General features: G+C 52.2%; 15 protein-coding genes, 1 tRNA gene and 3 rRNA genes. 7 read left to right on the plus strand and 12 right to left on the minus strand.

Annotated elements, in window-relative coordinates; genetic code table 11:
- Positions 1 to 23 precede the first annotated feature (23 nt).
- From rrf to C2U43_RS00305, 4 genes are all read right to left on the minus strand, one after another.
- Positions 24 to 139: ribosomal RNA gene (gene rrf, locus C2U43_RS00290) — 5S ribosomal RNA — on the minus strand.
- 97 nt (positions 140 to 236) lie between these two features.
- Positions 237 to 3144 (minus strand): 23S ribosomal RNA (locus C2U43_RS00295).
- Positions 3145 to 3365: 221 nt separating this feature from the next.
- Positions 3366 to 3441: transfer RNA gene (locus C2U43_RS00300), tRNA-Glu, on the minus strand.
- An 85-nt stretch (positions 3442 to 3526) separates the two neighbouring features.
- Positions 3527 to 5068 (minus strand): 16S ribosomal RNA (locus C2U43_RS00305).
- The 16S, 23S and 5S rRNA genes sit together here with 1 tRNA gene alongside, the layout of an rRNA operon.
- Positions 5069 to 5549: 481 nt before the next feature.
- Between C2U43_RS00305 and C2U43_RS00310 the strand changes: the two genes are divergently transcribed.
- Both C2U43_RS00310 and mdtD read left to right on the plus strand, forming a co-directional pair.
- The gene (locus tag C2U43_RS00310; RefSeq protein ID WP_003023753.1) at positions 5550 to 6254 is read left to right on the plus strand and encodes a FadR/GntR family transcriptional regulator; all 705 of its coding nucleotides are present in this window, start codon (positions 5550 to 5552) and stop codon (positions 6252 to 6254) included.
- Between the two features lies 1 nt (position 6255).
- Entirely contained in the window at positions 6256 to 7671 is a 1416-nt protein-coding gene (mdtD, locus tag C2U43_RS00315; protein ID WP_103284536.1) for a multidrug transporter subunit MdtD, read from the plus strand.
- Here mdtD and rbsR read toward each other — a convergent pair.
- From rbsR to kup, 7 genes are all read right to left on the minus strand, one after another.
- Positions 7649 to 8641 (minus strand): ribose operon transcriptional repressor RbsR, encoded by a 993-nt coding sequence (rbsR, locus tag C2U43_RS00320; protein ID WP_003023757.1) that lies wholly within the window; start codon positions 8639 to 8641, stop codon positions 7649 to 7651. The two genes, mdtD and rbsR, sit on opposite strands and share 23 nt — an antisense overlap.
- A 3-nt stretch (positions 8642 to 8644) precedes the next feature.
- Positions 8645 to 9574: a ribokinase gene (gene rbsK, locus C2U43_RS00325; RefSeq protein ID WP_003826997.1), complete on the minus strand. Its 930-nt coding sequence runs from the start codon at positions 9572 to 9574 to the stop codon at positions 8645 to 8647.
- A 141-nt stretch (positions 9575 to 9715) separates the two neighbouring features.
- On the minus strand, positions 9716 to 10606 hold the full coding sequence (gene rbsB, locus C2U43_RS00330; protein ID WP_103284537.1) for a ribose ABC transporter substrate-binding protein RbsB: 891 nt from the start codon (positions 10604 to 10606) through the stop codon (positions 9716 to 9718).
- Between the two features lie 24 nt (positions 10607 to 10630).
- Positions 10631 to 11596, minus strand: coding sequence for a ribose ABC transporter permease (gene rbsC / locus C2U43_RS00335; RefSeq protein WP_045449027.1), 966 nt, complete (start codon positions 11594 to 11596; stop codon positions 10631 to 10633).
- 5 nt (positions 11597 to 11601) lie between these two features.
- On the minus strand, positions 11602 to 13107 hold the full coding sequence (gene rbsA / locus C2U43_RS00340; protein WP_003023764.1) for a ribose ABC transporter ATP-binding protein RbsA: 1506 nt from the start codon (positions 13105 to 13107) through the stop codon (positions 11602 to 11604).
- Between the two features lie 7 nt (positions 13108 to 13114).
- Positions 13115 to 13534, minus strand: coding sequence for a D-ribose pyranase (gene rbsD, locus C2U43_RS00345; protein WP_003827001.1), 420 nt, complete (start codon positions 13532 to 13534; stop codon positions 13115 to 13117).
- A gap of 192 nt (positions 13535 to 13726) precedes the next feature.
- Positions 13727 to 15595: a low affinity potassium transporter Kup gene (gene kup, locus C2U43_RS00350; protein WP_003827003.1), complete on the minus strand. Its 1869-nt coding sequence runs from the start codon at positions 15593 to 15595 to the stop codon at positions 13727 to 13729.
- A 329-nt stretch (positions 15596 to 15924) separates the two neighbouring features.
- Between kup and ravA the strand changes: the two genes are divergently transcribed.
- Positions 15925 to 17421: an ATPase RavA gene (ravA, locus tag C2U43_RS00355; protein WP_020996042.1), complete on the plus strand. Its 1497-nt coding sequence runs from the start codon at positions 15925 to 15927 to the stop codon at positions 17419 to 17421.
- Positions 17415 to 18866, plus strand: coding sequence for an ATPase RavA stimulator ViaA (gene viaA, locus C2U43_RS00360; protein WP_103284538.1), 1452 nt, complete (start codon positions 17415 to 17417; stop codon positions 18864 to 18866). The genes ravA and viaA overlap by 7 nt, the downstream gene beginning before the upstream one ends.
- 3 nt (positions 18867 to 18869) lie before the next feature.
- Here the strand turns inward: viaA and asnA are convergent, their stop codons facing one another.
- A complete protein-coding gene (gene asnA / locus C2U43_RS00365) occupies positions 18870 to 19862 on the minus strand; it encodes an aspartate--ammonia ligase (protein WP_003827009.1) in 993 nt (330 codons plus the stop codon).
- A 151-nt stretch (positions 19863 to 20013) separates the two neighbouring features.
- On the opposite strand from asnA, the gene asnC reads away from it, so the two are divergent.
- The 3 genes from asnC (at position 20014) to mnmG (ending at position 23272) form a co-directional block, all read left to right on the plus strand.
- Positions 20014 to 20472: a transcriptional regulator AsnC gene (asnC, locus tag C2U43_RS00370; protein WP_003023780.1), complete on the plus strand. Its 459-nt coding sequence runs from the start codon at positions 20014 to 20016 to the stop codon at positions 20470 to 20472.
- An 88-nt stretch (positions 20473 to 20560) separates the two neighbouring features.
- On the plus strand, positions 20561 to 21010 hold the full coding sequence (gene mioC / locus C2U43_RS00375; protein WP_003827013.1) for an FMN-binding protein MioC: 450 nt from the start codon (positions 20561 to 20563) through the stop codon (positions 21008 to 21010).
- Positions 21011 to 21382: 372 nt separating this feature from the next.
- Positions 21383 to 23272: a tRNA uridine-5-carboxymethylaminomethyl(34) synthesis enzyme MnmG gene (mnmG, locus tag C2U43_RS00380; RefSeq protein WP_003827014.1), complete on the plus strand. Its 1890-nt coding sequence runs from the start codon at positions 21383 to 21385 to the stop codon at positions 23270 to 23272.
- Positions 23273 to 23338 lie beyond the last annotated feature (66 nt).

Consider the following 23338-nt stretch of genomic DNA (forward strand, 5'->3'; position numbering starts at 1 on the left):
ATCCCGGTTTACTGCAATTTGATGCCTGGCAGTTCCCTACTCTCGCATGGGGAGACCCCACACTACCATCGGCGCTACGGCGTTTCACTTCTGAGTTCGGCATGGGGTCAGGTGGGACCACCGCGCTACAGCCGCCAGGCAAATTCTGTTTATCAACACACCTCCCGGGCATGTCGATGTCATCTGTAATCAAGCTGAATGTCGATGTCTCTTCGCCAAAACATCTTCGGCGTTGTAAGGTTAAGCCTCACGGTTCATTAGTATCGGTTAGCTCAATGTATCGCTACACTTACACACCCGACCTATCAACGTCGTCGTCTTCAACGTTCCTTCAGGACTCTCAAGGAGTCAGGGAGAACTCATCTCGGGGCAAGTTTCGTGCTTAGATGCTTTCAGCACTTATCTCTTCCGCATTTAGCTACCGGGCAATGCCATTGGCATGACAACCCGAACACCAGTGATGCGTCCACTCCGGTCCTCTCGTACTAGGAGCAGCCCCCCTCAATTCTCCAGCGCCCACGGCAGATAGGGACCGAACTGTCTCACGACGTTCTAAACCCAGCTCGCGTACCACTTTAAATGGCGAACAGCCATACCCTTGGGACCTACTTCAGCCCCAGGATGTGATGAGCCGACATCGAGGTGCCAAACACCGCCGTCGATATGAACTCTTGGGCGGTATCAGCCTGTTATCCCCGGAGTACCTTTTATCCGTTGAGCGATGGCCCTTCCATTCAGAACCACCGGATCACTAAGACCTGCTTTCGCACCTGCTCGAGCCGTCACTCTCGCAGTCAAGCTAGCTTATGCCTTTGCACTAACCTCCTGATGTCCGACCAGGATTAGCTAACCTTCGTGCTCCTCCGTTACTCTTTAGGAGGAGACCGCCCCAGTCAAACTACCCACCAGACACTGTCCGCAACCCGGATTACGGGTCTACGTTAGAACACCAGCCATTAAAGGGTGGTATTTCAAGGATGGCTCCATGCAGACTGGCGTCCACACTTCAAAGCCTCCCACCTATCCTACACATCAAGGACCAGTGTTCAGTGTCAAGCTATAGTAAAGGTTCACGGGGTCTTTCCGTCTTGCCGCGGGTACACTGCATCTTCACAGCGAGTTCAATTTCACTGAGTCTCGGGTGGAGACAGCCTGGCCATCATTACGCCATTCGTGCAGGTCGGAACTTACCCGACAAGGAATTTCGCTACCTTAGGACCGTTATAGTTACGGCCGCCGTTTACCGGGGCTTCGATCAAGAGCTTCTCCTTACGGATAACCCCATCAATTAACCTTCCGGCACCGGGCAGGCGTCACACCGTATACGTCCACTTTCGTGTTTGCACAGTGCTGTGTTTTTAATAAACAGTTGCAGCCAGCTGGTATCTTCGACTGATTTCAGCTCCATGGGTAAACCACTTCACCTACATATCAGCGTGCCTTCTCCCGAAGTTACGGCACCATTTTGCCTAGTTCCTTCACCCGAGTTCTCTCAAGCGCCTTGGTATTCTCTACCTGACCACCTGTGTCGGTTTGGGGTACGATTTCGTGTTACCTGATGCTTAGAGGCTTTTCCTGGAAGCAGGGCATTTGTTACTTCAGCACCGTAGTGCCTCGTCATCACACCTCAGCGTTAATAAGGTACCGGATTTACCTGGAACCTCCGCCTACATGCTTAAACCGGGACAACCGTCGCCCGGCTAACATAGCCTTCTCCGTCCCCCCTTCGCAGTAACACCAAGTACAGGAATATTAACCTGTTTCCCATCGACTACGCCTTTCGGCCTCGCCTTAGGGGTCGACTCACCCTGCCCCGATTAACGTTGGACAGGAACCCTTGGTCTTCCGGCGTGCGGGTTTTTCACCCGCATTATCGTTACTTATGTCAGCATTCGCACTTCTGATACCTCCAGCATACCTCACAGTACACCTTCAACGGCTTACAGAACGCTCCCCTACCCAACAACACATAGTGTCGCTGCCGCAGCTTCGGTGCATGGTTTAGCCCCGTTACATCTTCCGCGCAGGCCGACTCGACCAGTGAGCTATTACGCTTTCTTTAAATGATGGCTGCTTCTAAGCCAACATCCTGGCTGTCTGTGCCTTCCCACATCGTTTCCCACTTAACCATGACTTTGGGACCTTAGCTGGCGGTCTGGGTTGTTTCCCTCTTCACGACGGACGTTAGCACCCGCCGTGTGTCTCCCGTGATAACATTCTTCGGTATTCGCAGTTTGCATCGGGTTGGTAAGTCGGGATGACCCCCTAGCCGAAACAGTGCTCTACCCCCGAAGATGAATTCACGAGGCGCTACCTAAATAGCTTTCGGGGAGAACCAGCTATCTCCCGGTTTGATTGGCCTTTCACCCCCAGCCACAAGTCATCCGCTAATTTTTCAACATTAGTCGGTTCGGTCCTCCAGTTAGTGTTACCCAACCTTCAACCTGCCCATGGCTAGATCACCGGGTTTCGGGTCTATACCCTGCAACTTAACGCCCAGTTAAGACTCGGTTTCCCTTCGGCTCCCCTATTCGGTTAACCTTGCTACAGAATATAAGTCGCTGACCCATTATACAAAAGGTACGCAGTCACACCCCGAAGGATGCTCCCACTGCTTGTACGTACACGGTTTCAGGTTCTTTTTCACTCCCCTCGCCGGGGTTCTTTTCGCCTTTCCCTCACGGTACTGGTTCACTATCGGTCAGTCAGGAGTATTTAGCCTTGGAGGATGGTCCCCCCATATTCAGACAGGATACCACGTGTCCCGCCCTACTCTTCGAGTTCACAACACATGCACTTTTGTGTACGGGACTTTCACCCTGTATCGTGCGACTTTCCAGACGCTTCCACTAACACACATGCTGATTCAGACTCTGGGCTGCTCCCCGTTCGCTCGCCGCTACTGGGGGAATCTCGGTTGATTTCTTTTCCTCGGGGTACTTAGATGTTTCAGTTCCCCCGGTTCGCTTCATTACGCTATGTATTCACGTAATGATAGTGTGTCGAAACACACTGGGTTTCCCCATTCGGAAATCGCCGGTTATAACGGTTCATATCACCTTACCGACGCTTATCGCAGATTAGCACGTCCTTCATCGCCTCTGACTGCCAGGGCATCCACCGTGTACGCTTAGTCGCTTAACCTCACAACCCGAAGATGTTTCTTTCGATTCATCATCGACTTGCAAAAATTTGAGAGACTCGAACACACCATTTTTCATTTCTTATTACGGAGAAATGAAACAGTGTGTCGTTTCAATTTTCAGCTTGATCCAGATTTTTAAAGAGCAAATATCTCAAACGTGACTCGAAAGTCAGTTTTGAGATACTTCGGTCGGCGACTTTCACTCACACATACCAGCAAGTGGCGTCCCCTAGGGGATTCGAACCCCTGTTACCGCCGTGAAAGGGCGGTGTCCTGGGCCTCTAGACGAAGGGGACACTGAAGTCTCAATCGCAAGACGCCTTGCTATTTACTTTTCATCAGACAATCTGTGTGAGCACTACAAAGGCAGGTTCTTTAAGGTAAGGAGGTGATCCAACCGCAGGTTCCCCTACGGTTACCTTGTTACGACTTCACCCCAGTCATGAATCACAAAGTGGTAAGCGCCCTCCCGAAGGTTAAGCTACCTACTTCTTTTGCAACCCACTCCCATGGTGTGACGGGCGGTGTGTACAAGGCCCGGGAACGTATTCACCGTGGCATTCTGATCCACGATTACTAGCGATTCCGACTTCATGGAGTCGAGTTGCAGACTCCAATCCGGACTACGACATACTTTATGAGGTCCGCTTGCTCTCGCGAGGTCGCTTCTCTTTGTATATGCCATTGTAGCACGTGTGTAGCCCTACTCGTAAGGGCCATGATGACTTGACGTCATCCCCACCTTCCTCCAGTTTATCACTGGCAGTCTCCTTTGAGTTCCCGGCCTAACCGCTGGCAACAAAGGATAAGGGTTGCGCTCGTTGCGGGACTTAACCCAACATTTCACAACACGAGCTGACGACAGCCATGCAGCACCTGTCTCAGAGTTCCCGAAGGCACCAAAGCATCTCTGCTAAGTTCTCTGGATGTCAAGAGTAGGTAAGGTTCTTCGCGTTGCATCGAATTAAACCACATGCTCCACCGCTTGTGCGGGCCCCCGTCAATTCATTTGAGTTTTAACCTTGCGGCCGTACTCCCCAGGCGGTCGACTTAACGCGTTAGCTCCGGAAGCCACGCCTCAAGGGCACAACCTCCAAGTCGACATCGTTTACGGCGTGGACTACCAGGGTATCTAATCCTGTTTGCTCCCCACGCTTTCGCACCTGAGCGTCAGTCTTTGTCCAGGGGGCCGCCTTCGCCACCGGTATTCCTCCAGATCTCTACGCATTTCACCGCTACACCTGGAATTCTACCCCCCTCTACAAGACTCTAGCCTGCCAGTTTCGGATGCAGTTCCCAGGTTGAGCCCGGGGATTTCACATTCGACTTGACAGACCGCCTGCGTGCGCTTTACGCCCAGTAATTCCGATTAACGCTTGCACCCTCCGTATTACCGCGGCTGCTGGCACGGAGTTAGCCGGTGCTTCTTCTGCGAGTAACGTCAATTGCTGCAGTTATTAACCACAACACCTTCCTCCTCGCTGAAAGTACTTTACAACCCGAAGGCCTTCTTCATACACGCGGCATGGCTGCATCAGGCTTGCGCCCATTGTGCAATATTCCCCACTGCTGCCTCCCGTAGGAGTCTGGACCGTGTCTCAGTTCCAGTGTGGCTGGTCATCCTCTCAGACCAGCTAGGGATCGTCGCCTAGGTGAGCCGTTACCCCACCTACTAGCTAATCCCATCTGGGCACATCCGATGGCAAGAGGCCCGAAGGTCCCCCTCTTTGGTCTTGCGACGTTATGCGGTATTAGCTACCGTTTCCAGTAGTTATCCCCCTCCATCGGGCAGTTTCCCAGACATTACTCACCCGTCCGCCACTCGTCACCCAAGGAGCAAGCTCCTCTGTGCTACCGTTCGACTTGCATGTGTTAGGCCTGCCGCCAGCGTTCAATCTGAGCCATGATCAAACTCTTCAATTTAAAAGTTTGATGCTCAATGAATTAAACTTCGTAATGAATTACGTGTTCACTCGTTGAGACTTGGTATTCATTTTTCGTCTTGCGACGTTAAGAATCCGTATCTTCGAGTGCCCACACAGATTGTCTGATAAATTGTTAAAGAGCAGTGCCGCTTCGCTTTTTCTCAGCGGTGCGGGGTGTGCATATTACGCCATCCCGCTACGAAGTCAAGCATTTAATTTCGCTTTCTTCGCCGGAGTTCTCAGTGGAACTCCGCTGACCCGGCGGCTTGTAATCCGTTGTTCCGTGTCAGTGGAGGCGCATTATAGGGAGTTATTTCAGGCTGACAAGGGGAAATTTAAAATAACTTTCCGAGTGCGTGTTTTTTCACCAAAACAACCATTAACATGCCATAAAATAAGCAAATTGCCGTTTTTGCAGCCGCAATCACACTTCCAGGTGGCATACTAATGAATAAGAAAAAGAGTAAGGAAGAACATTCATGCCGTTAAATGCCCAACAGCTAGCCGCACAGAAAAACTTGTCCTACGTTCTGGCCGAAAAGCTGGCTCAGCGAATATTAAAAGGTGAATACGCGCCGGGTGCGATATTGCCTGGCGAAATAGAGCTGGGCGATCAGTTTGGCGTGAGTCGCACCGCGGTAAGAGAGGCGGTAAAAACATTAACGGCAAAAGGTATGGTATTACCGCGCCCACGTATTGGCACACGCGTCATGCCGCAAGCAAACTGGAACTTCCTTGACCAGGAGCTGCTCACCTGGTGGATGACAGAAGATAATTTCCCGCAGGTCATTAAACATTTTCTGGTGATGCGTATCAGCCTGGAGCCTCAGGCGTGCTTACTGGCAGCGACCATAGGTACGGCTGAACAGAAAGCGCACCTCAACACGCTGATGGAAGAGATGGTCGAGCTGAAAAGAAACTTCAGACGCGAACGCTGGATTGAGGTTGATATCGCCTGGCATGAGCACATCTATGAAATGAGTGCGAATCCGTTCCTTATTTCCTTTGCATCTCTGTTCCATTCGGTTTACCAGACCTACTTTACCTCTATTACCTATAACGATGTGGTGAAACTGGATTTGCACCAGGCCATTGTCGATGCAATAGATGATAACGATGGCGATCGCGCCTTTGCTGCCTGTCAGGCATTGCTGATAGCACCGAACGTGCTACCGGATAAATAATATGTCAGAAAAGAAATCACGCAGTATGGCCGGGCTACCGTGGATAGCAGCCATGGCCTTTTTTATGCAGGCACTAGACGCCACGATCCTCAATACCGCCCTACCCGCAATAGCACATAGTCTTAACCGCTCTCCACTCGCCATGCAGTCGGCCATTATCAGCTATACCCTGACTGTCGCGATGCTGATCCCGGTAAGTGGTTGGCTGGCAGACCGATTTGGTACCCGACGCGTCTTTATGATTGCCGTTAGCCTGTTTACGTTGGGATCGCTGGCCTGTGCGCTGTCCAGTTCCTTAAGCGAGCTGGTGATTTTCCGTGTCATTCAGGGGATCGGTGGCGCCATGATGATGCCCGTTGCCCGTCTGGCGTTATTGCGTGCTTACCCCCGCAGCGAACTGCTTCCCGTGCTTAACTTCGTCACCATGCCAGGACTTGTGGGGCCGATTTTAGGTCCGGTATTGGGCGGTGTACTGGTTACATGGGCCAGTTGGCACTGGATCTTCCTGATTAATATTCCAATTGGCATTGCCGGTATCTTCTATGCCCGCAAATATATGCCGAACTTCACCACGCCACGCCGCGGTTTTGATATGACCGGTTTCTTTCTGTTTGGTTTGAGCCTGGTATTGTTTTCAAGCGGCGTTGAATTGTTCGGTGAGAAGCTTGTCGAGACCTGGGTCGCACTCGGTATTATTCTTGCCAGTGTGTTGTTACTACTCGCCTATATTCGCCATGCGCGTCGCCACCCAACGCCGCTGATATCGCTTCCGATATTTAAGACTCGGACCTTTTCTGTTGGGATCGCCGGAAACCTCGCCACTCGCCTGGGTACAGGCTGTGTGCCCTTCTTAATGCCGCTGATGTTGCAGGTAGGATTTGGATATCCGGCTCTGATAGCCGGCTGCATGATGGCGCCAACAGCGTTAGGTTCAATTCTGGCAAAATCCATGGTGACGCAGGTACTGCGCAAACTCGGCTACAGGACCACATTGGTGGGTGTTACGGTATTTATCGGCCTGATGATTGCGCAGTTCGCTTTGCAATCTCCTGCCATGCCGATCTGGATGCTAATCCTGCCGTTGTTCATTTTAGGTATGGCGATGTCCACCCAGTTTACTTCAATGAATACCATCACTCTGGCGGATCTGACCGATGAAAACGCCAGCAGCGGCAACAGCGTATTGGCCGTTACTCAGCAGTTATCAATCAGTTTAGGGGTAGCCATCAGCGCCGCCGTTCTGCGTATCTATGAAGGTATGGAAGGAACCAATACGGTCGAGCAGTTCCACTACACCTTTATGACGATGGGCGCTATCACGGTAATATCCGCGCTGATGTTCATGCTGCTAAAAGCCAAAGATGGACGTAACCTGATCAAAGATCGGCACAAACCTAAACCGACCCCCGCTCCATAAGAACAGGAGTAAGCTGCAAACGCTGTTGCTGTAATGCGGGCTGCGCCATCCGGTGAATTAATACATCGATGGCCAGTTCGCCCAATTCATCTTTTGGTTGGTGGATGGTCGTCAGGGGCGGCGTCATATAGCGCGCCAGCTCGATATCATCGTAACCCACCACAGCCATATCCTGCGGAATGCGCAATCCTGACTGGTACAGAGCCTGATACGCGCCAACTGCCATTGCATCATTGCCGGTAAAAACAGCCTGCGGTCGCTGTTTATGCGACAGCAACGTTTGCATAGCTTCAAAGCCGCCGCCGAACTCAAAGTCACCGGTAATCTCGTAGCCTTCCGGGACAGGCAACCCCGCCCGCTTCATTGCTGCCCGATATCCTTCCAGACGCAAACGCGCCGGGGTTTTATCCAGCGGCCCGGTGATGCAGGCAATGCGCGTAAACCCTTTTTCGATAAGATGTTGCGTGGCTAAATCCCCGCCCAGCAAGGAGTTATCCTGAATCAGATCGCTTTCACCATCAAAAGGTGACCAGTCCATCATCACGGTCGGTATAGAAGGATAACGCTGCATTATCTCTCTGGAAGGCTGATGTGTTTCGGTGCAGAGCAGCAACAAGCCGTCCACACGTTTTTGCATCAGAGTTTCCAGGTTACGGTTCATGCGCTGTTCATCGCCTTCGGTATTGCACAGCACCAGGCTGTAGCCGCGCTCAAAACAGCTACGTTCAACGCCGCGCACTAGTTCAGAATAGAAGGGATTGGTACTGGCAGTGATTAACATGCCAATCGTGCGGGTCTGGTTTAACTTGAGGCTACGCGCCAGCGCGGAGGGCGCGTAGTTAAGCGCTTTAATTGCAGCTTCTACTTTGTCAGTGACGGACTCACTGACAAAGCGATCTTTATTAATGACGTGAGAAACCGTCGACGTGGAAACACCCGCCAGGCGGGCGACGTCCTTCATTGTAGCCAAGCGTTACCTCTGTTGACTTAAAAACGCTTCTATTTCTTCGCGCCACGGAACGGAAGGCTGTGCGCCTTTACGGGTAACCGCAATCGCCGCAGCGGCATGCGCAAAACGGATCGCTTCAGGCAGCGGAGTCTCTTCCAGCAACGCCGTAATTAACGCGCCATTAAAGGTGTCTCCAGCGGCAATAGTATCAACGGCTTCCACTTTAAAACCGGGCACACGCTGTCCTTCGCCATTAACACTGGCCCACACACCGCGACTACCTAAAGTAATCAGTACAGTATGGATACCTTTAGCGTGCAATGCCTGCGCCGCTTTGGCCGCGTCTTCATCATTTTCGACCCGGATCCCCGTCAGCTTTTCAGCCTCGGTTTCATTCGGGGTAATAATATCCACCAGCGCCAGCAGTTCATCAGAAAGTTCACGTGCCGGTGCCGGGTTCAGGGCGACCATGGTCTTATTTTGATGTGCAATCTTTGCTGCAGTCAGTACGCTTTCGATCGGCGATTCTAACTGCATAAGTAAGGCGGACGCCTGAGCAATACGCTCATGCTGTGCTTCCACCAACGCTGGCGAAAGAGCTGCGTTCGCTCCGGCATGAATGCCGATAACGTTCTCACCTTCACCATTCACAAAAATCAACGCCACTCCGGTCGATTCCCCCGAAATCACGCTAATCGGCGCGATATCGATGTTGTCTTTGGCTAACTGTTTACGCACACTTTCGCCAATATCATCATCGCCCGTACAGGCAATGAATGCGATATTCGCGCCACTACGACCCGCAGCAACAGCCTGATTCGCGCCTTTACCGCCAAATGCGACCTGATAATGGCTACCAGTTACGGTTTCACCAGGTGTCGGGAAAGAGTTAAGGTTAAGGATGTGATCGGCATTGATACTGCCAAGAACAACGAGGTTGCCTGCGGTTTTCATATTTGGTGTTCCAAGTCAAAGTGCGCCACCGGGTTAGGGTGGCGCGTGCCCTGCTTTTCTTTTTACGCTTTCATCCCCAAAATCAGATACGGGGATGGCGTATTTATGTCTCCATCAGGCCGCGAGCGACCTGAATCGGTATTACTGCTTGATGACCAGCTTCAGGTCAACCGGATATTTAGCCTGAACCTTCTCGCCTTTCAGGACTTTATCTGCAGTCTCAACGCCTTTCGCGCCGATCTGATCCGGCAACTGAGCAATGGTCGCAGCCAGTTTGCCATCATTTACTGCTTTTTCGCCATCTGGAGTGCCGTCAAATCCAACCACCATCACATCAGATTTACCCGCGGTTTGCAGTGCGCGCAGCGCACCCAGCGCCATTTCATCGTTCTGGGCAAATACGGCCTGCACATCAGGATGCGCGGTCAGCAGGTTCTGCATGACGTTCAGACCTTTGGTGCGGTCGAAGTCTGCCGGCTGGCTGGCCAGTACGTTAAATTTGTGTGCCGCAACGGCCTGCTGGAAACCTTCGCCACGCTCACGCGCCGCTGAAGTTCCGGCAATCCCTTGCAGTTCGATAACTTTCGCGCCTTCACCTGCTTTCTTCGCGATGTAATCACCCGCAATTTTGCCACCCAACACGTTATCAGACGCGATGTGGCTTACCACTTCGCCTTTGGAGGCAACACGGTCAAGGGTAATAACCGGAATTTTTGCCTGGTTAGCCATCTTCACAGCATTACCAACGGCATCAGAGTCAGTCGGGTTGATCAGCAGAATTTTAGTTCCACGAACCGTTAAGTCCTGAACGTTAGCCAGCTCTTTCGCCGGATTGTTCTGCGAGTCCAGAATCACCAGGTTGTAACCCAGCTTATCCGCCTCTTTTTGCGCCCCATCCTTCAGAGAAACAAAGAACGGGTTGTTGAGGGTGGAGACCACCAGCGCAATGGTACCTTTCGCCATCGCATTCGCGCTCACGGTGGCGCTCAGCGCAACAGCAGAAACCAGGGTAGCCAGTTTTTTCATGTTCATATTTAAGATGTCCTGTAATCGTTGTTACTGCTTTTTGTTGTCTACCAGTACCGCCAGCAAAATCACCACCGCTTTGACGATCATCTGGTAATAGGAGGATACACCTAACAAATTCAAACCATTATTGAGGAAACCAAGAATCAATGCGCCGATCAGCGTCCCAACAATACGTCCTTTACCACCCGCCAGGCTGGTACCGCCTAACACCACCGCTGCGATAGCATCCAGCTCATAGCCAGTACCTGCCGTCGGTTGTGCGGAGGAGAGTCGCGCGACTTCAATGATGCCCGCCAGCGATGCCAGCAGACCGCACAGTGAGTAAACGATAATTTTGATTTTACTGACGCTGATACCAGACAAACGCGTTGCCGCTTCGTTACCGCCCAGCGCGTAGATATAACGGCCCAGACGAGTGTGGTGCAGCATGTACCACGCCGCGAGGAAGACAATCCCCATGATCCACACTGGCGTAGGGATGCCTAACGGACGACCAATACCAAACCAGCCAAACACATCGGCATTGTCAGTAAACCCGGTATTAACCGGACTGCCGTTGGTGTACACCATGGTCACGCCGCGCAGCAGCAGCATCATCACTAGCGTTGCAATAAACGCCTGCACCCGGCCTTTCGCAACAATCACCCCGGTGACTGCGCCAATGGCAGCGCCGAGCGCCAGGGCCGCAGCAACAGCCACCAGCGCATTGACCTCAATCCCTACAATTGAAGCCGCAACCGCGCCGGTAAGCGCCAGCAAGGAACCGACGGACAGATCGATACCCGACGTCAGGATAACCAGCGTCATGCCAACGGCCATGATGGCGTTCACCGACGTTTGCTGGAGAATGTTGAACAGGTTATTAACGGTAAAAAAGTTAGGGCTCATGGTGGAAACAATCGCGATCAGCACTAACAGAGCGATGAGCGACTTTTGCTCCAGAAGCCATGCTTTAGTGAAATAACGGCGACCAGAAACAGCCTGGGTAGTCATCTTTTTTACTCCTGATTCACGCGATTAAGCTTGCCCACAGCGGCAGCCATTAATACTTCCTGAGTGGCCTGCTCGCGAGTGAACTCACCGCCGAGATGCCCTTCATGCATAACGATAATTCGATCGCTCATGCCCAATACTTCTGGCATCTCAGAGGAGACCAGAATGATGCTCAGCCCGTCAGCCTTAAACTGGTTGATAAGCTGATAGATTTCTTTCTTGGCCCCAACGTCAACGCCGCGCGTTGGTTCATCAAGGATCAGCACTTTTGGCCGGGTCATCAGACCGCGCGCAATCGCCACTTTCTGCTGGTTACCGCCGGAAAGCAGGCCGATAGCCTGTTCCATTGATGGTGTTTTAACATTGAACAGACGAATAAAATCACCCACCGCCTGCTGCTCATCTTTATGTTTAAGGCTTCCACCGGCGCGGCTGAAATAACGCAGCGCGGTCAGTGACATGTTCTCTTTCACCGACATGCCCAGCACTAAGCCATCGCGTTTACGGTCTTCAGAAATATAGACGATGCCGTTAGCCAACCCATCCTGCGGCGAACGGGTAACCACTTCATGGCCATCAAGCGTGACGTAACCGCTGGTGCGCGGCAATGCGCCGTACAATACTTTCATCAGTTCGGTACGTCCGGCCCCCATCAGCCCGGATACGCCAAGGATCTCGCCTTTACGCAGCGTGAACGAAACATCGTTTACGCCAGGACCGCACAGGTTATCGACCTTCAGGCGAATATCACCCGGCGCTTTTTCCAGGCGCGGGTACTGATCTTCCAGCTTACGTCCCACCATCATTTCAATCAGCGAGTCTTCAGTCAGCGAGGCAACCTCACGTTCGGCAATAAACTGCCCGTCGCGGAAGACGGTTACGTCATCGCAAATCTCGAAGATCTCTTTCATACGGTGAGAAATATAGACAATGCCGCGTCCCTGGGATTTCAGTTCGCGGATGACGCGGAACAGGGATTCGGTTTCGGTATCGGTGAGGGCATCCGTCGGTTCATCCATAATGATGACCTTCGATTCAAAGCTCAGCACTTTGGCAATTTCGACCATCTGCTGATCGCCAATCGACAGCTCACCAACCAGTCTGTCGCTTTTAAAGCGTAGATTGAGTTTGGCGAGCAGCAGATCGGCTTCGGCGTACATCTTCTTCCAGTCAATTTTGCCAAAGCGATTCACAAACTCACGGCCAAGAAAAATGTTCTCGGCGATAGTGAGTTGCGGGATCAGGTTCAGCTCCTGGTGGATGATACCGATTCCGGCTTCCTGGGAGGATTTCGGGCCGTTAAAGGTGGTCTCTTTCCCCAGCCACAATAAAGAACCGGCATCACGGGTATAGATCCCGGTCAGCACTTTCATCATGGTGGATTTGCCCGCGCCGTTTTCGCCCACCAGCGCCATCACGCGGCCAGGGTAGACATTCAGCGCGGCGCCGGATAGCGCTTTTACGCCCGGGAACGCTTTATCGATCCCTTTGAGTTGCAGTAATGCGTTCATGATGGCCTCAGAACGTGACGCCAGCACAGAGAATGATATTCGCATACGGAGAACATTCTCCGCTGCGAATTACCGCCTGACTGTCTGCGGTTTGTTTTTTGAATTGTTCATGCGTGGTGTAACGAATTTCTATGGTGTTTCCCTGGTGTTGTTGCAGTTGCTCAATGTGGCTGAGCAACGTTTCGTGGAGTTGCGGATTATGTTGTTTAATTTCCGACGCGAGAATAGCCGCCTCGACCTGCATTTCACGTGTGACCACATCCAGTACCTGCATAAAAGAAGGTACGCCCTGGGTTAATGCCATATCAATACGCGTTGTGCTGTTCGGGATGGGTAAACCTGCATCACACACCACCAGCGTATCGGTATGCCCCAGACGGGAGATCACCGTTGAAATTTCAGAGTTGAGTACCGTGCCTTTCTTCATTTTCTTTCCCCACTAGCGAAACGTTTCGCTGGAGATAAGTGTAGTGCGAAGAGTGGACAGAAAACCACCGCGACGTTACGAAAATGTGATCGCCATCGAAACGTTTCGCAAGGATTATCATTTGATGAAATGAAAACTGAGAGGGGCAAAACAAAACGCCCCCTTTCGCGATGAAAGAGGGCGTCGATGAGATTAAATCTCTACCTGAGTACCAAGCTCAATAACCCGGTTCGGTGGGATTTCAAACTGGTCCGGCGCGCGCAGCGCGTTGCGCTGTAGCAGCAGATACAGCTTGCCGCGCAGACGCAGGTACCATGGCCGCTTGCCTACAATCAACGACTCATGCGACATGAAGAAGGACGTTTCCATCATCCGACAGCTTAAGCCTTCCAGACCGCAGCGATGGAACACTTCCTCCACGTTCGGCGTTTCGCGCCAACCGTAGCTGGCCACCACGCGCCAGAAGGTGGGCGATAACTGCTCAATCTGCACTCTACGCACGTTGTGAACATAGGGCGCATCTTCCGTGCGCAGCGTCAGCAGAATAACGCGCTCATGCAGCACCTTGTTATGCTTGAGGTTATGCAGAAGCGCAAACGGGATGACGTTCAGTGCGCGGGACATATACACCGCCGTTCCCGGCACGCGTACCGGTGGCGATTTCTCCAGAGAAGCAATCATCGCCTCCAGAGAGTTACCGTGCTCATGCATGCGACGCAGCAGACGGAAGCGTTCGCTTTTCCAGGTGGTCATGATGGTGAACATCACCAGACCCAGCGTCAGAGGCAGCCAACCGCCAGAAATAAGCTTATCGAGGTTCGCGGAGAACAGCGGAACATCGACGCACAAGAACGCCACCAGGATCAGGAAGACGAAGTATTTATTCCAGTGCCAGTTTTTGCGCGCCACGGTGGTCGACAGAATTGAAGTCAGTACCATCGTCCCCGTTACCGCAATCCCATACGCCGCGGCAAGGTTACTGGAGTGTTCAAAGCTCACAATCACGATAACTACCGCAAAATAGAGCATCCAGTTAACGAAAGGAATGTAAATCTGGCCCGATTCCATTTCCGAGGTATGGATGATACGCATCGGCGATAAATACCCCAGACGTACGGCCTGACGCGTCAGCGAGAAGACACCGGAGATAACCGCCTGAGAAGCGATAACCGTTGCCAGCGCGGCGAGGATCAACAATGGAATTAATGCCCAGTCCGGCGCCAGCAGGAAAAATGGGTTTTTGATCGCTTCAGGATGCTTTAACAGCAACGCGCCCTGCCCAAAATAGTTCAGCACCAGTGAAGGCAATACCACGGAGAACCATGCCAGACGAATCGGCAATTTACCGAAGTGGCCCATATCCGCATACAGCGCTTCAACACCGGTAATCGACAGCACCACCGCACCCAGCGCGATAAAGGACAGCGTTTTGAATTCGAGGAAGAAATGCACCGCCCAATACGGATTGAGCGCCTGCAGCACTTCCGGATTGCCAATAATACTGCGCACACCTAATACCGCGAGCGTCAGGAACCATAGCAGCATAATCGGCGCAAACAGCTTACCGACCATGCCGGTACCGTGTTTTTGAATCAAAAACAGCAGGGTCAGCACAATTATTGAGAGCGGAACAATCCAGGTATCCAGTTGCGGGGCAACTATCTCCAGACCTTCAATTGCAGACATCACCGAAATGGCTGGCGTAATCACCACTTCACCATAGAAGAAGCTGCCGCCTATCAATCCCATAATGACCAGCATGGAGGTTGTTCGCGCCGAGGTATTGCGCCCGGCCAATGACATCAGCGTCAGGATCCCGCCTTCTCCGGCGTTATCTGCGCGCATGACAAACGTCAGGTATTTAATGGAGACAACAAAGATCAGCAGCCAGAAAATCAGCGAGAGAAAACCAAATACGGCATCACGTTCAACGCCAAAACCAAACTGGCCGGACAAACATTCACGAAGCGTATAAAGTGGGCTGGTACCAATATCACCGTAGACAACCCCAATGGCCGCAAGGGTAATCGCAGACAATGATTGTTTATTATCAGTGCTCATAGACTCGTCTTTCGTTTATACACATCATCTTTCAAGCCACTCCGTGTGGGCTGCATTCGTTATTCCCCCCATCCCAGAAGAAAACTCCATTGCCGCCTTGGTGCAGCTTGATTGATTTGGTGTATATATAAGAAATGTGTGCGTCGTCCCTTGGCCCACAAAAAGGCGCACAGTATGCACGATTAATCACAAAATCGTACCCCTAAATGAGACCAGATTAATCTGGCTCAAAGAAAAATAAGCGCACCTTCAGTCTATTACTGCAATGGTGTGAAGCATCTATACTCGCAGTTTATGCAGTACATTTGGCGAAAGGACGCCACTTCATTATGGCTCACCCACATTTATTAGCGGAAAGAATTTCCCGTCTGAGCAATGCGCTGGAAAAGGGACTTTATGAACGTAGCCACGCCATTCGTCTGTGTCTGCTGGCAGCACTCAGCGGCGAGAGCGTTTTCTTATTAGGCCCCCCGGGGATCGCAAAAAGCTTAATTGCCCGCCGACTGAAGTTTGCCTTCCAAAACGCGCGCGCTTTTGAATACCTGATGACGCGCTTCTCTACGCCCGAAGAGGTGTTTGGTCCACTGTCCATTCAGGCGTTAAAAGACGAAGGTCGCTATGAACGCTTAACGGCGGGCTATCTTCCTGAAGCTGAAATCGTTTTTCTCGATGAAATCTGGAAAGCAGGCCCGGCAATCCTTAACACCCTGTTGACCGCCATTAACGAACGTCACTTCCGTAACGGCGCGTATGAAGAAAAAATTCCGATGCGTCTGCTGGTGGCGGCTTCCAACGAACTGCCTGAAGCAGACAGCAGCCTGGAAGCGCTGTACGACCGTATGCTGATTCGTCTGTGGCTGGATAAAGTTCAGGACAAGGCCAATTTCCGCTCCATGCTGTTAAGTCAGCAGGATGAAAGCGACAATCCGGTCCCGGCATCATTGCAGGTGACGGATGAAGAGTATCACCAGTGGCAAAAAGACATTGGTGCCATCAAGCTTCCCGATCGCGTGTTTGAGCTCATTTTCACGCTGCGCCAACAGTTGGACGTGTTACCGAATGCACCTTATGTGTCCGATCGTCGCTGGAAAAAAGCGATCCGCTTACTCCAGGCCAGTGCTTTCTTTAGCGGACGCGATGCGGTAGTACCTATCGACCTGATCCTGCTGAAAGATTGCCTGTGGTACGACGCACAAAGCCTGAATCTGATGCAACAACAGCTTGAAATATTGATGACCGGACACGCCTGGCAACAGCAAGCCATGCTGACGCGTCTGGGCAGTATTGTGCAGCGCCGCATTCAGCTCCAGCAGCAGCAAAGCGACAAAACGGCGTTCACGGTGATCCGCCAGGGCGGAATGTTCAGCCGTCGTCCTCATTATGATTTACCGCCAGAAGCCTCGTCTTCTGTCGTGACCTTACTGCTGCAAAAGCCTTTAAAACTGCATGATATGGAGGTTATCCATATAGCTTTCGAACGTGGCGCGCTGGAACTGTGGCTAACAAAAGGCGGTGAGATCCGCGGAAAACTAAACGGGATCGGCTTTGCCCAAACGCTGAATATGGAAGTCGATAGCGCACAGCATCTGGTTGTACGCGATGTCAGTTTACAAGGTTCTCGCCTGGCGCTGCCGGGGGCTTCGCAAGAGAGTATGCCCGCAGAGATAAAACAGGAGCTTGAAGCGCTCGATAACGAGTGGCATCAGCAGCACAGCGCATTCAGCGAACAGCAAAAATGCCTGTTTATTCATAGCGACTGGTTAGGCCGCATTGAGGCCAGCCTGCAGGATGTCGGGGCGCAAATCCGCCAGGCGCAACAATGCTGACCCTTGATACGCTCAACATCATGCTGGCAGTCAGCGAAGAGGCGATGATCGAAGAGATGATCGTCGCCCTGCTGGCTTCCCCAAAGATGGTGGTATTTTTTAAAAAATTTCCTCGCCTTAAAAAAGCGATCACTGACGACATTCCCCGCTGGCGTGAATCATTGCGTAGCCGCCTCAAAGATACCCATGTACCGCCGGAGCTGATGGAGGAGGTTATGTGCTATCAACAAAGCCAGCTCCTCTCTCATGCGCAGTTTATCGTTCAGCTACCGCAAATATTATCGCTATTGCACCGCCTTCATTCGCCTTGGGCCGGGCAAGCGCAGCAACTGGTCAATGACAACAGCACCTTTACGCCCGCACTACATACGCTTTTTCTCCAGCGCTGGCGCCTGAGCCTGGTGGTGCAAACCACAACGCTGAATCAGCAACTGCTGGAAGAAGAGCGCGAGCATTTGCTCAGTGAAGTACAGGAACGGATGACCCTCAGCGGGCAACTGGAACCTGTACTGGCAGAAAATGACAACGCAGTAGGCCGGTTGTGGGATATGAGCGCGGGCCAAATCAAGCGCGGTGATTATCAGTTGATGGTGAAATACGGCGAATTTCTGACGCAACAACCCGAACTCCAGCGCCTGGCCGAGCAGTTAGGTCGTTCCAGAGAGGCGAAATCCGTGCCGCGTAAAGATGCGCCAATGGAAACCTTCCGTACCCTGGTGCGCGAACCGGCAACCGTCCCGGAGCAGGTGGATGGCATCCAGCAAAGTGACGATATCCTGCGCCTGCTACCGCCAGAGCTGGCCACGCTGGGCATTACCGAACTGGAATACGAGTTCTACCGACGGCTGGTGGAAAAGCAACTGCTCACCTACCGCCTGCACGGCGAAGCATGGCGTGAGAAAGTAACGGAACGTCCGGTGGTGCATCAGGATTTTGACGAGCAGCCGCGCGGGCCTTTTATCGTCTGCGTTGATACCTCGGGATCGATGGGCGGGTTTAATGAGCAGTGTGCGAAAGCCTTTTGCCTGGCGCTAATGCGCGTCGCCCTTGCCGATAACCGGCGCTGTTTCATTATGCTGTTTTCAACAGAAGTGGTGCGCTATGAGCTTTCCGGTCCGGAGGGCATCGAACAGGCGATCCGCTTTTTAAGTCAGCGCTTTCGTGGCGGCACTGATATTGCCAGCTGTTTTCGCGCCATAATTGAGCGCATGCAGGGTCGGGAATGGTTTGATGCAGATGCGGTGGTAATCTCAGATTTTATCGCTCAGCGATTGCCCGATGAGGTCGTCAATAAAGTGGGTGAATTACAGCGGGTGCACCAGCACCGTTTTCACGCGGTGGCGATGTCAGCACATGGCAAACCCGGCATCATGCGCATTTTCGATCATATCTGGCGCTTTGATACCGGGATGCGAAGCCGCCTGCTCAGGCGCTGGCGGCGTTAATTGTTACAGCAGAGATGCGACGCTTTCACGTACCTGGGCCGGCCATACGCCACACTGAACCTGACCAATGTGCGGTAATTGCAGCAACAGCATGGTCAGACGCGACTGCCCAATGCCGCCACCAATTGTCTGCGGCATTTCACCGCGCAGCAGCGCCTGGTGCCACTCCAGACTCAGGCGATCTTCATCACCGGTCAGAGACAGCTGGTGTTTCAGGGCGTCAGCATCCACACGGATCCCCATAGAAGACAGCTCAAACGCATCTTCCAGAACCGGGTTCCAGACCAGAATATCACCGTTCAGACCGGCATGACCCAGCTCGGACGCTGAACTCCAGTCATCATAATCCGGCGCACGTACGTCATGACGGTGACCGTCACTGAGCTTACCGCCGATCCCCACCAGGAATACCGCACCCAGCTCTTTAGCGATCGCACGTTCACGACCTTTTGCATCAAGATCCGGATAACGAGATAACAGCTCCTGGCTATGAACAAAGTGGATCTGCTCTGGCAGGAACGGTGCCAGACCAAACTCTTTGCTAACCGCAGCTTCGGTGGCCTTAATTCCCGCCCAGATAGCCTCTACCGTGCTTTTCAGAGTGGAGAATTGACGCTCACCGTCGCCCATCACGCGCTCCCAGTCCCACTGGTCAACGTACACTGAGTGCAGCGGGGAGAGGCGATCTTCATCGGGACGCAGGGCTTTCATGTGCGTGTACAGCCCCTCGCCTGCGCTAAAGTCGTGTTGTCCTAACGTTTGACGCTTCCACTTCGCCAGTGAATGAACCACTTCGAATTGAGCGTCTGGCAATGCTTTAACCTTCACCTGCACCGCTTTCTCACAGCCCGACAAGTTATCCTGCGTGCCATCTCCAACGCGGCTGAGGATCGGCGCCTGAACTTCGATCAGGCCTAAACGCTCTTCCAGCTGGCGAGAAAAATGAGATTTTACGAAGCTAATTTGACGTTGTTTGGCAATGTAAGCGGTTTTCATTATGTGTACTCCTGTGTCCTGTTGCCTATGATTAAGCAACAGAATGGAGGTAATATTCAATAATCAACAAACAAAAAGCCGTCTTCGATTTTGATTCGTTAAAATTAACGTCTAAAATAGAGGGAATCATTAATCTACATAAGAAAAACCTATGGAAAATTATCAGATCGACAATCTGGACCGTGGCATTCTTGACGCCTTAATGGAAAATGCTCGTACCGCCTACGCAGAATTAGCCAAACAGTTCGGCGTCAGCCCAGGAACAATTCACGTTCGCGTAGAAAAGATGAAGCAGGCGGGGATTATTACCGGCGCGCGGATTGATGTCAGTCCCAAACAATTGGGTTATGACGTCGGCTGCTTTATCGGCATCATCCTGAAAAGTGCGAAAGACTATCCGTCAGCGCTGGCCAGACTGGAAAGCCTCGATGAAGTGACCGAAGCGTATTACACCACCGGGCACTACAGCATCTTTATTAAGGTGATGTGCAAGTCGATCGACGCATTGCAGCAGGTACTTATCAACAAGATCCAAACAATTGACGAAATTCAGTCCACGGAAACGCTGATCGTCCTGCAAAACCCGATCATGCGTACCATCAAGCCGTGATCGCTTTTTTTAATACCCTGGTTTTCCACAGGTAGATCCCAGCTCGCTCACAGCGTACAATACGCCCTCTTTATAAAGGTGGGCGATCATGGCAGACATCACTCTTATCAGCGGTAGTACGCTTGGCAGTGCGGAATATGTAGCAGAGCATCTGGCTGAAAAGCTGGACGACGCCGGTTTTTCCAGCGAAATACTGCATGGGCCAATGCTTGAAGAGGTTCCAACTGACGGGATCTGGCTGATTATCAGCTCCACGCACGGTGCGGGAGATATTCCTGACAACCTGCAGCCTTTATATGATGCGTTACGCGAGCAAAAGCCGGACCTGTCACAAGTGCGCTTTGGTGCAATCGGGATCGGCAGTCGTGAATATGACACCTTTTGCGGCGCAATCGACAAGCTGGAAGCCGAATTGAAGGCCTGTGGGGCAAAACAGATCGGCGAAACACTCAGGATCAACGTGCTGGAACATGAAATTCCGGAAGATCCGGCTGAAATTTGGCTGGGATCGTGGCATCCGTTGCTCAGAGATTTGTAAAGATCGCACTTTTTTATGTGGATAACTCTGGTTAAAAGCTTGGATCAACCGGTAGTTATCCCAAGAACAACCGTTGTTCAGTTTTTGAGTTGTGTATAACCCTTCATTCTGATCCCAGCTTATACGGACCAGGATCACCGATCATTCACAGCTAATGATCCTCAGCAACCTGTTGATCTTACTTAAAGGATCGTCCTTATCCACAGAAAGGTGCGATCCTAATAAGAGATCACAATAAAACAGATCTCTAAATAAAAAGATCTTCTTTTTAATACCCAGGATCCCAGGTCTTTCTCCATCGACTAAAGTTGAGTAGAATCCACGGCCCGGGCTTCAATCCATTTTCACACCGCGTTATGCGAGGCAATTACCATGTTTTATCAGGATCCTTTTGACGTCATCATCATTGGCGGGGGTCATGCAGGCACCGAGGCCGCAATGGCCGCGGCGCGAATGGGTCAACAGACTCTGCTTTTGACACACAATATCGACACTCTGGGGCAGATGAGCTGCAACCCGGCGATCGGCGGTATTGGGAAGGGACACCTGGTAAAAGAAGTGGATGCGCTTGGTGGATTGATGGCAAAAGCGATCGACCATGCCGGTATTCAGTTTAGGATACTAAACGCAAGCAAAGGGCCAGCCGTTCGCGCTACCCGAGCTCAGGCCGATCGTGTGCTCTATCGTCAGGCGGTACGCACTGCGCTGGAGAATCAACCCAACCTGATGATCTTCCAGCAGGCGGTTGAAGATCTGATTGTCGAAAACGATCGCGTTGTGGGTGCAGTAACCCAAATGGGACTGAAGTTCCGTGCCAAAGCGGTCGTATTAACCGTGGGGACTTTCCTCGACGGCAAAATTCATATTGGCCTGGATAACTACAGCGGTGGCCGCGCTGGCGATCCGCCGTCCATCCCGCTGTCACGCCGTCTGCGTGAACTGCCGCTGCGCGTCAGCCGCCTGAAAACCGGTACACCGCCGCGTATCGATGCGCGCACGATTGATTTCAGCGTGCTCGGCCAGCAAAACAGCGATAACCCGATGCCGGTCTTCTCATTCCTGGGCGATGCTTCTCAGCATCCGCGCCAGATGCCGTGTTACATCACGCATACCAATGAGAAAACCCATGACGTGATCCGCAACAACCTAGATCGTAGCCCAATGTACGCTGGCGTGATCGAAGGTATCGGCCCACGCTACTGCCCGTCGATCGAAGACAAAGTGATGCGCTTTGCCGATCGTAACCAGCATCAGATCTTCCTCGAACCGGAAGGACTGACCTCTAACGAAATTTACCCGAATGGCATCTCCACCAGCTTGCCGTTCGATGTGCAGATGCAAATTGTCCGCTCCATGCAGGGGATGGAAAATGCCAGAATCGTCCGCCCAGGCTACGCGATTGAGTATGATTTCTTCGATCCGCGTGACCTGAAACCTACTCTGGAAAGCAAATTCATCCAGGGTCTGTTCTTTGCGGGCCAGATTAACGGTACAACCGGTTATGAAGAAGCTGCCGCACAAGGCATGCTGGCTGGTCTGAACGCCGCACGTTTGTCTGCTGAAAAAGAGGGATGGGCACCGCGTCGCGATCAGGCTTATCTTGGCGTGCTGGTGGACGACCTGTGTACGCTGGGCACCAAAGAACCGTACCGTATGTTCACATCTCGCGCTGAATACCGTCTGATGCTGCGTGAAGATAACGCCGACCTGCGTCTGACCGAAATTGGTCGTGAACTGGGTCTGGTGGACGATGAGCGCTGGGCTCGCTTCAACGAGAAACTGGAGCGTATCGAACAGGAACGCCAACGTCTTAAATCAACCTGGGTGAATCCGTTAGCGGAGTCCGCAGCAGAAGTGAATGCTCACCTGGCTACACCTCTGTCACGTGAAGCGAGCGGTGAAGATCTGCTGCGTCGCCCGGATATGACCTATGCTCAGTTGACCTCTTTATCTGCGTTCGCACCCGCGCTTGATGATGCTCAGGCCGCAGAACAGGTTGAGATTCAGGTGAAATACGAAGGGTATATTGCCCGTCAGCTGGAAGAAATTGAAAGACAACAGCGCAATGAAAACACCCTGTTGCCTGCAACGCTGGATTATCGTCAGGTCTCTGGCTTGTCGAATGAAGTTATCGCTAAGCTGAACGATCACAAACCCGTTTCGATCGGTCAGGCATCGCGTATTTCCGGCATAACGCCTGCCGCCATCTCCATTCTGCTGGTATGGCTGAAAAAACAAGGTATGCTGCGCCGCAGCGCTTGATAACACTATTTTGGCGGGGGCGCTTCGCTTGCCCGCCGTACAAATTTGTAGGCCCGATAAGCGAAA

This window comes from Citrobacter freundii complex sp. CFNIH9 (assembly GCF_002903305.1).
GTDB lineage: Bacteria > Pseudomonadota > Gammaproteobacteria > Enterobacterales > Enterobacteriaceae > Citrobacter > Citrobacter portucalensis.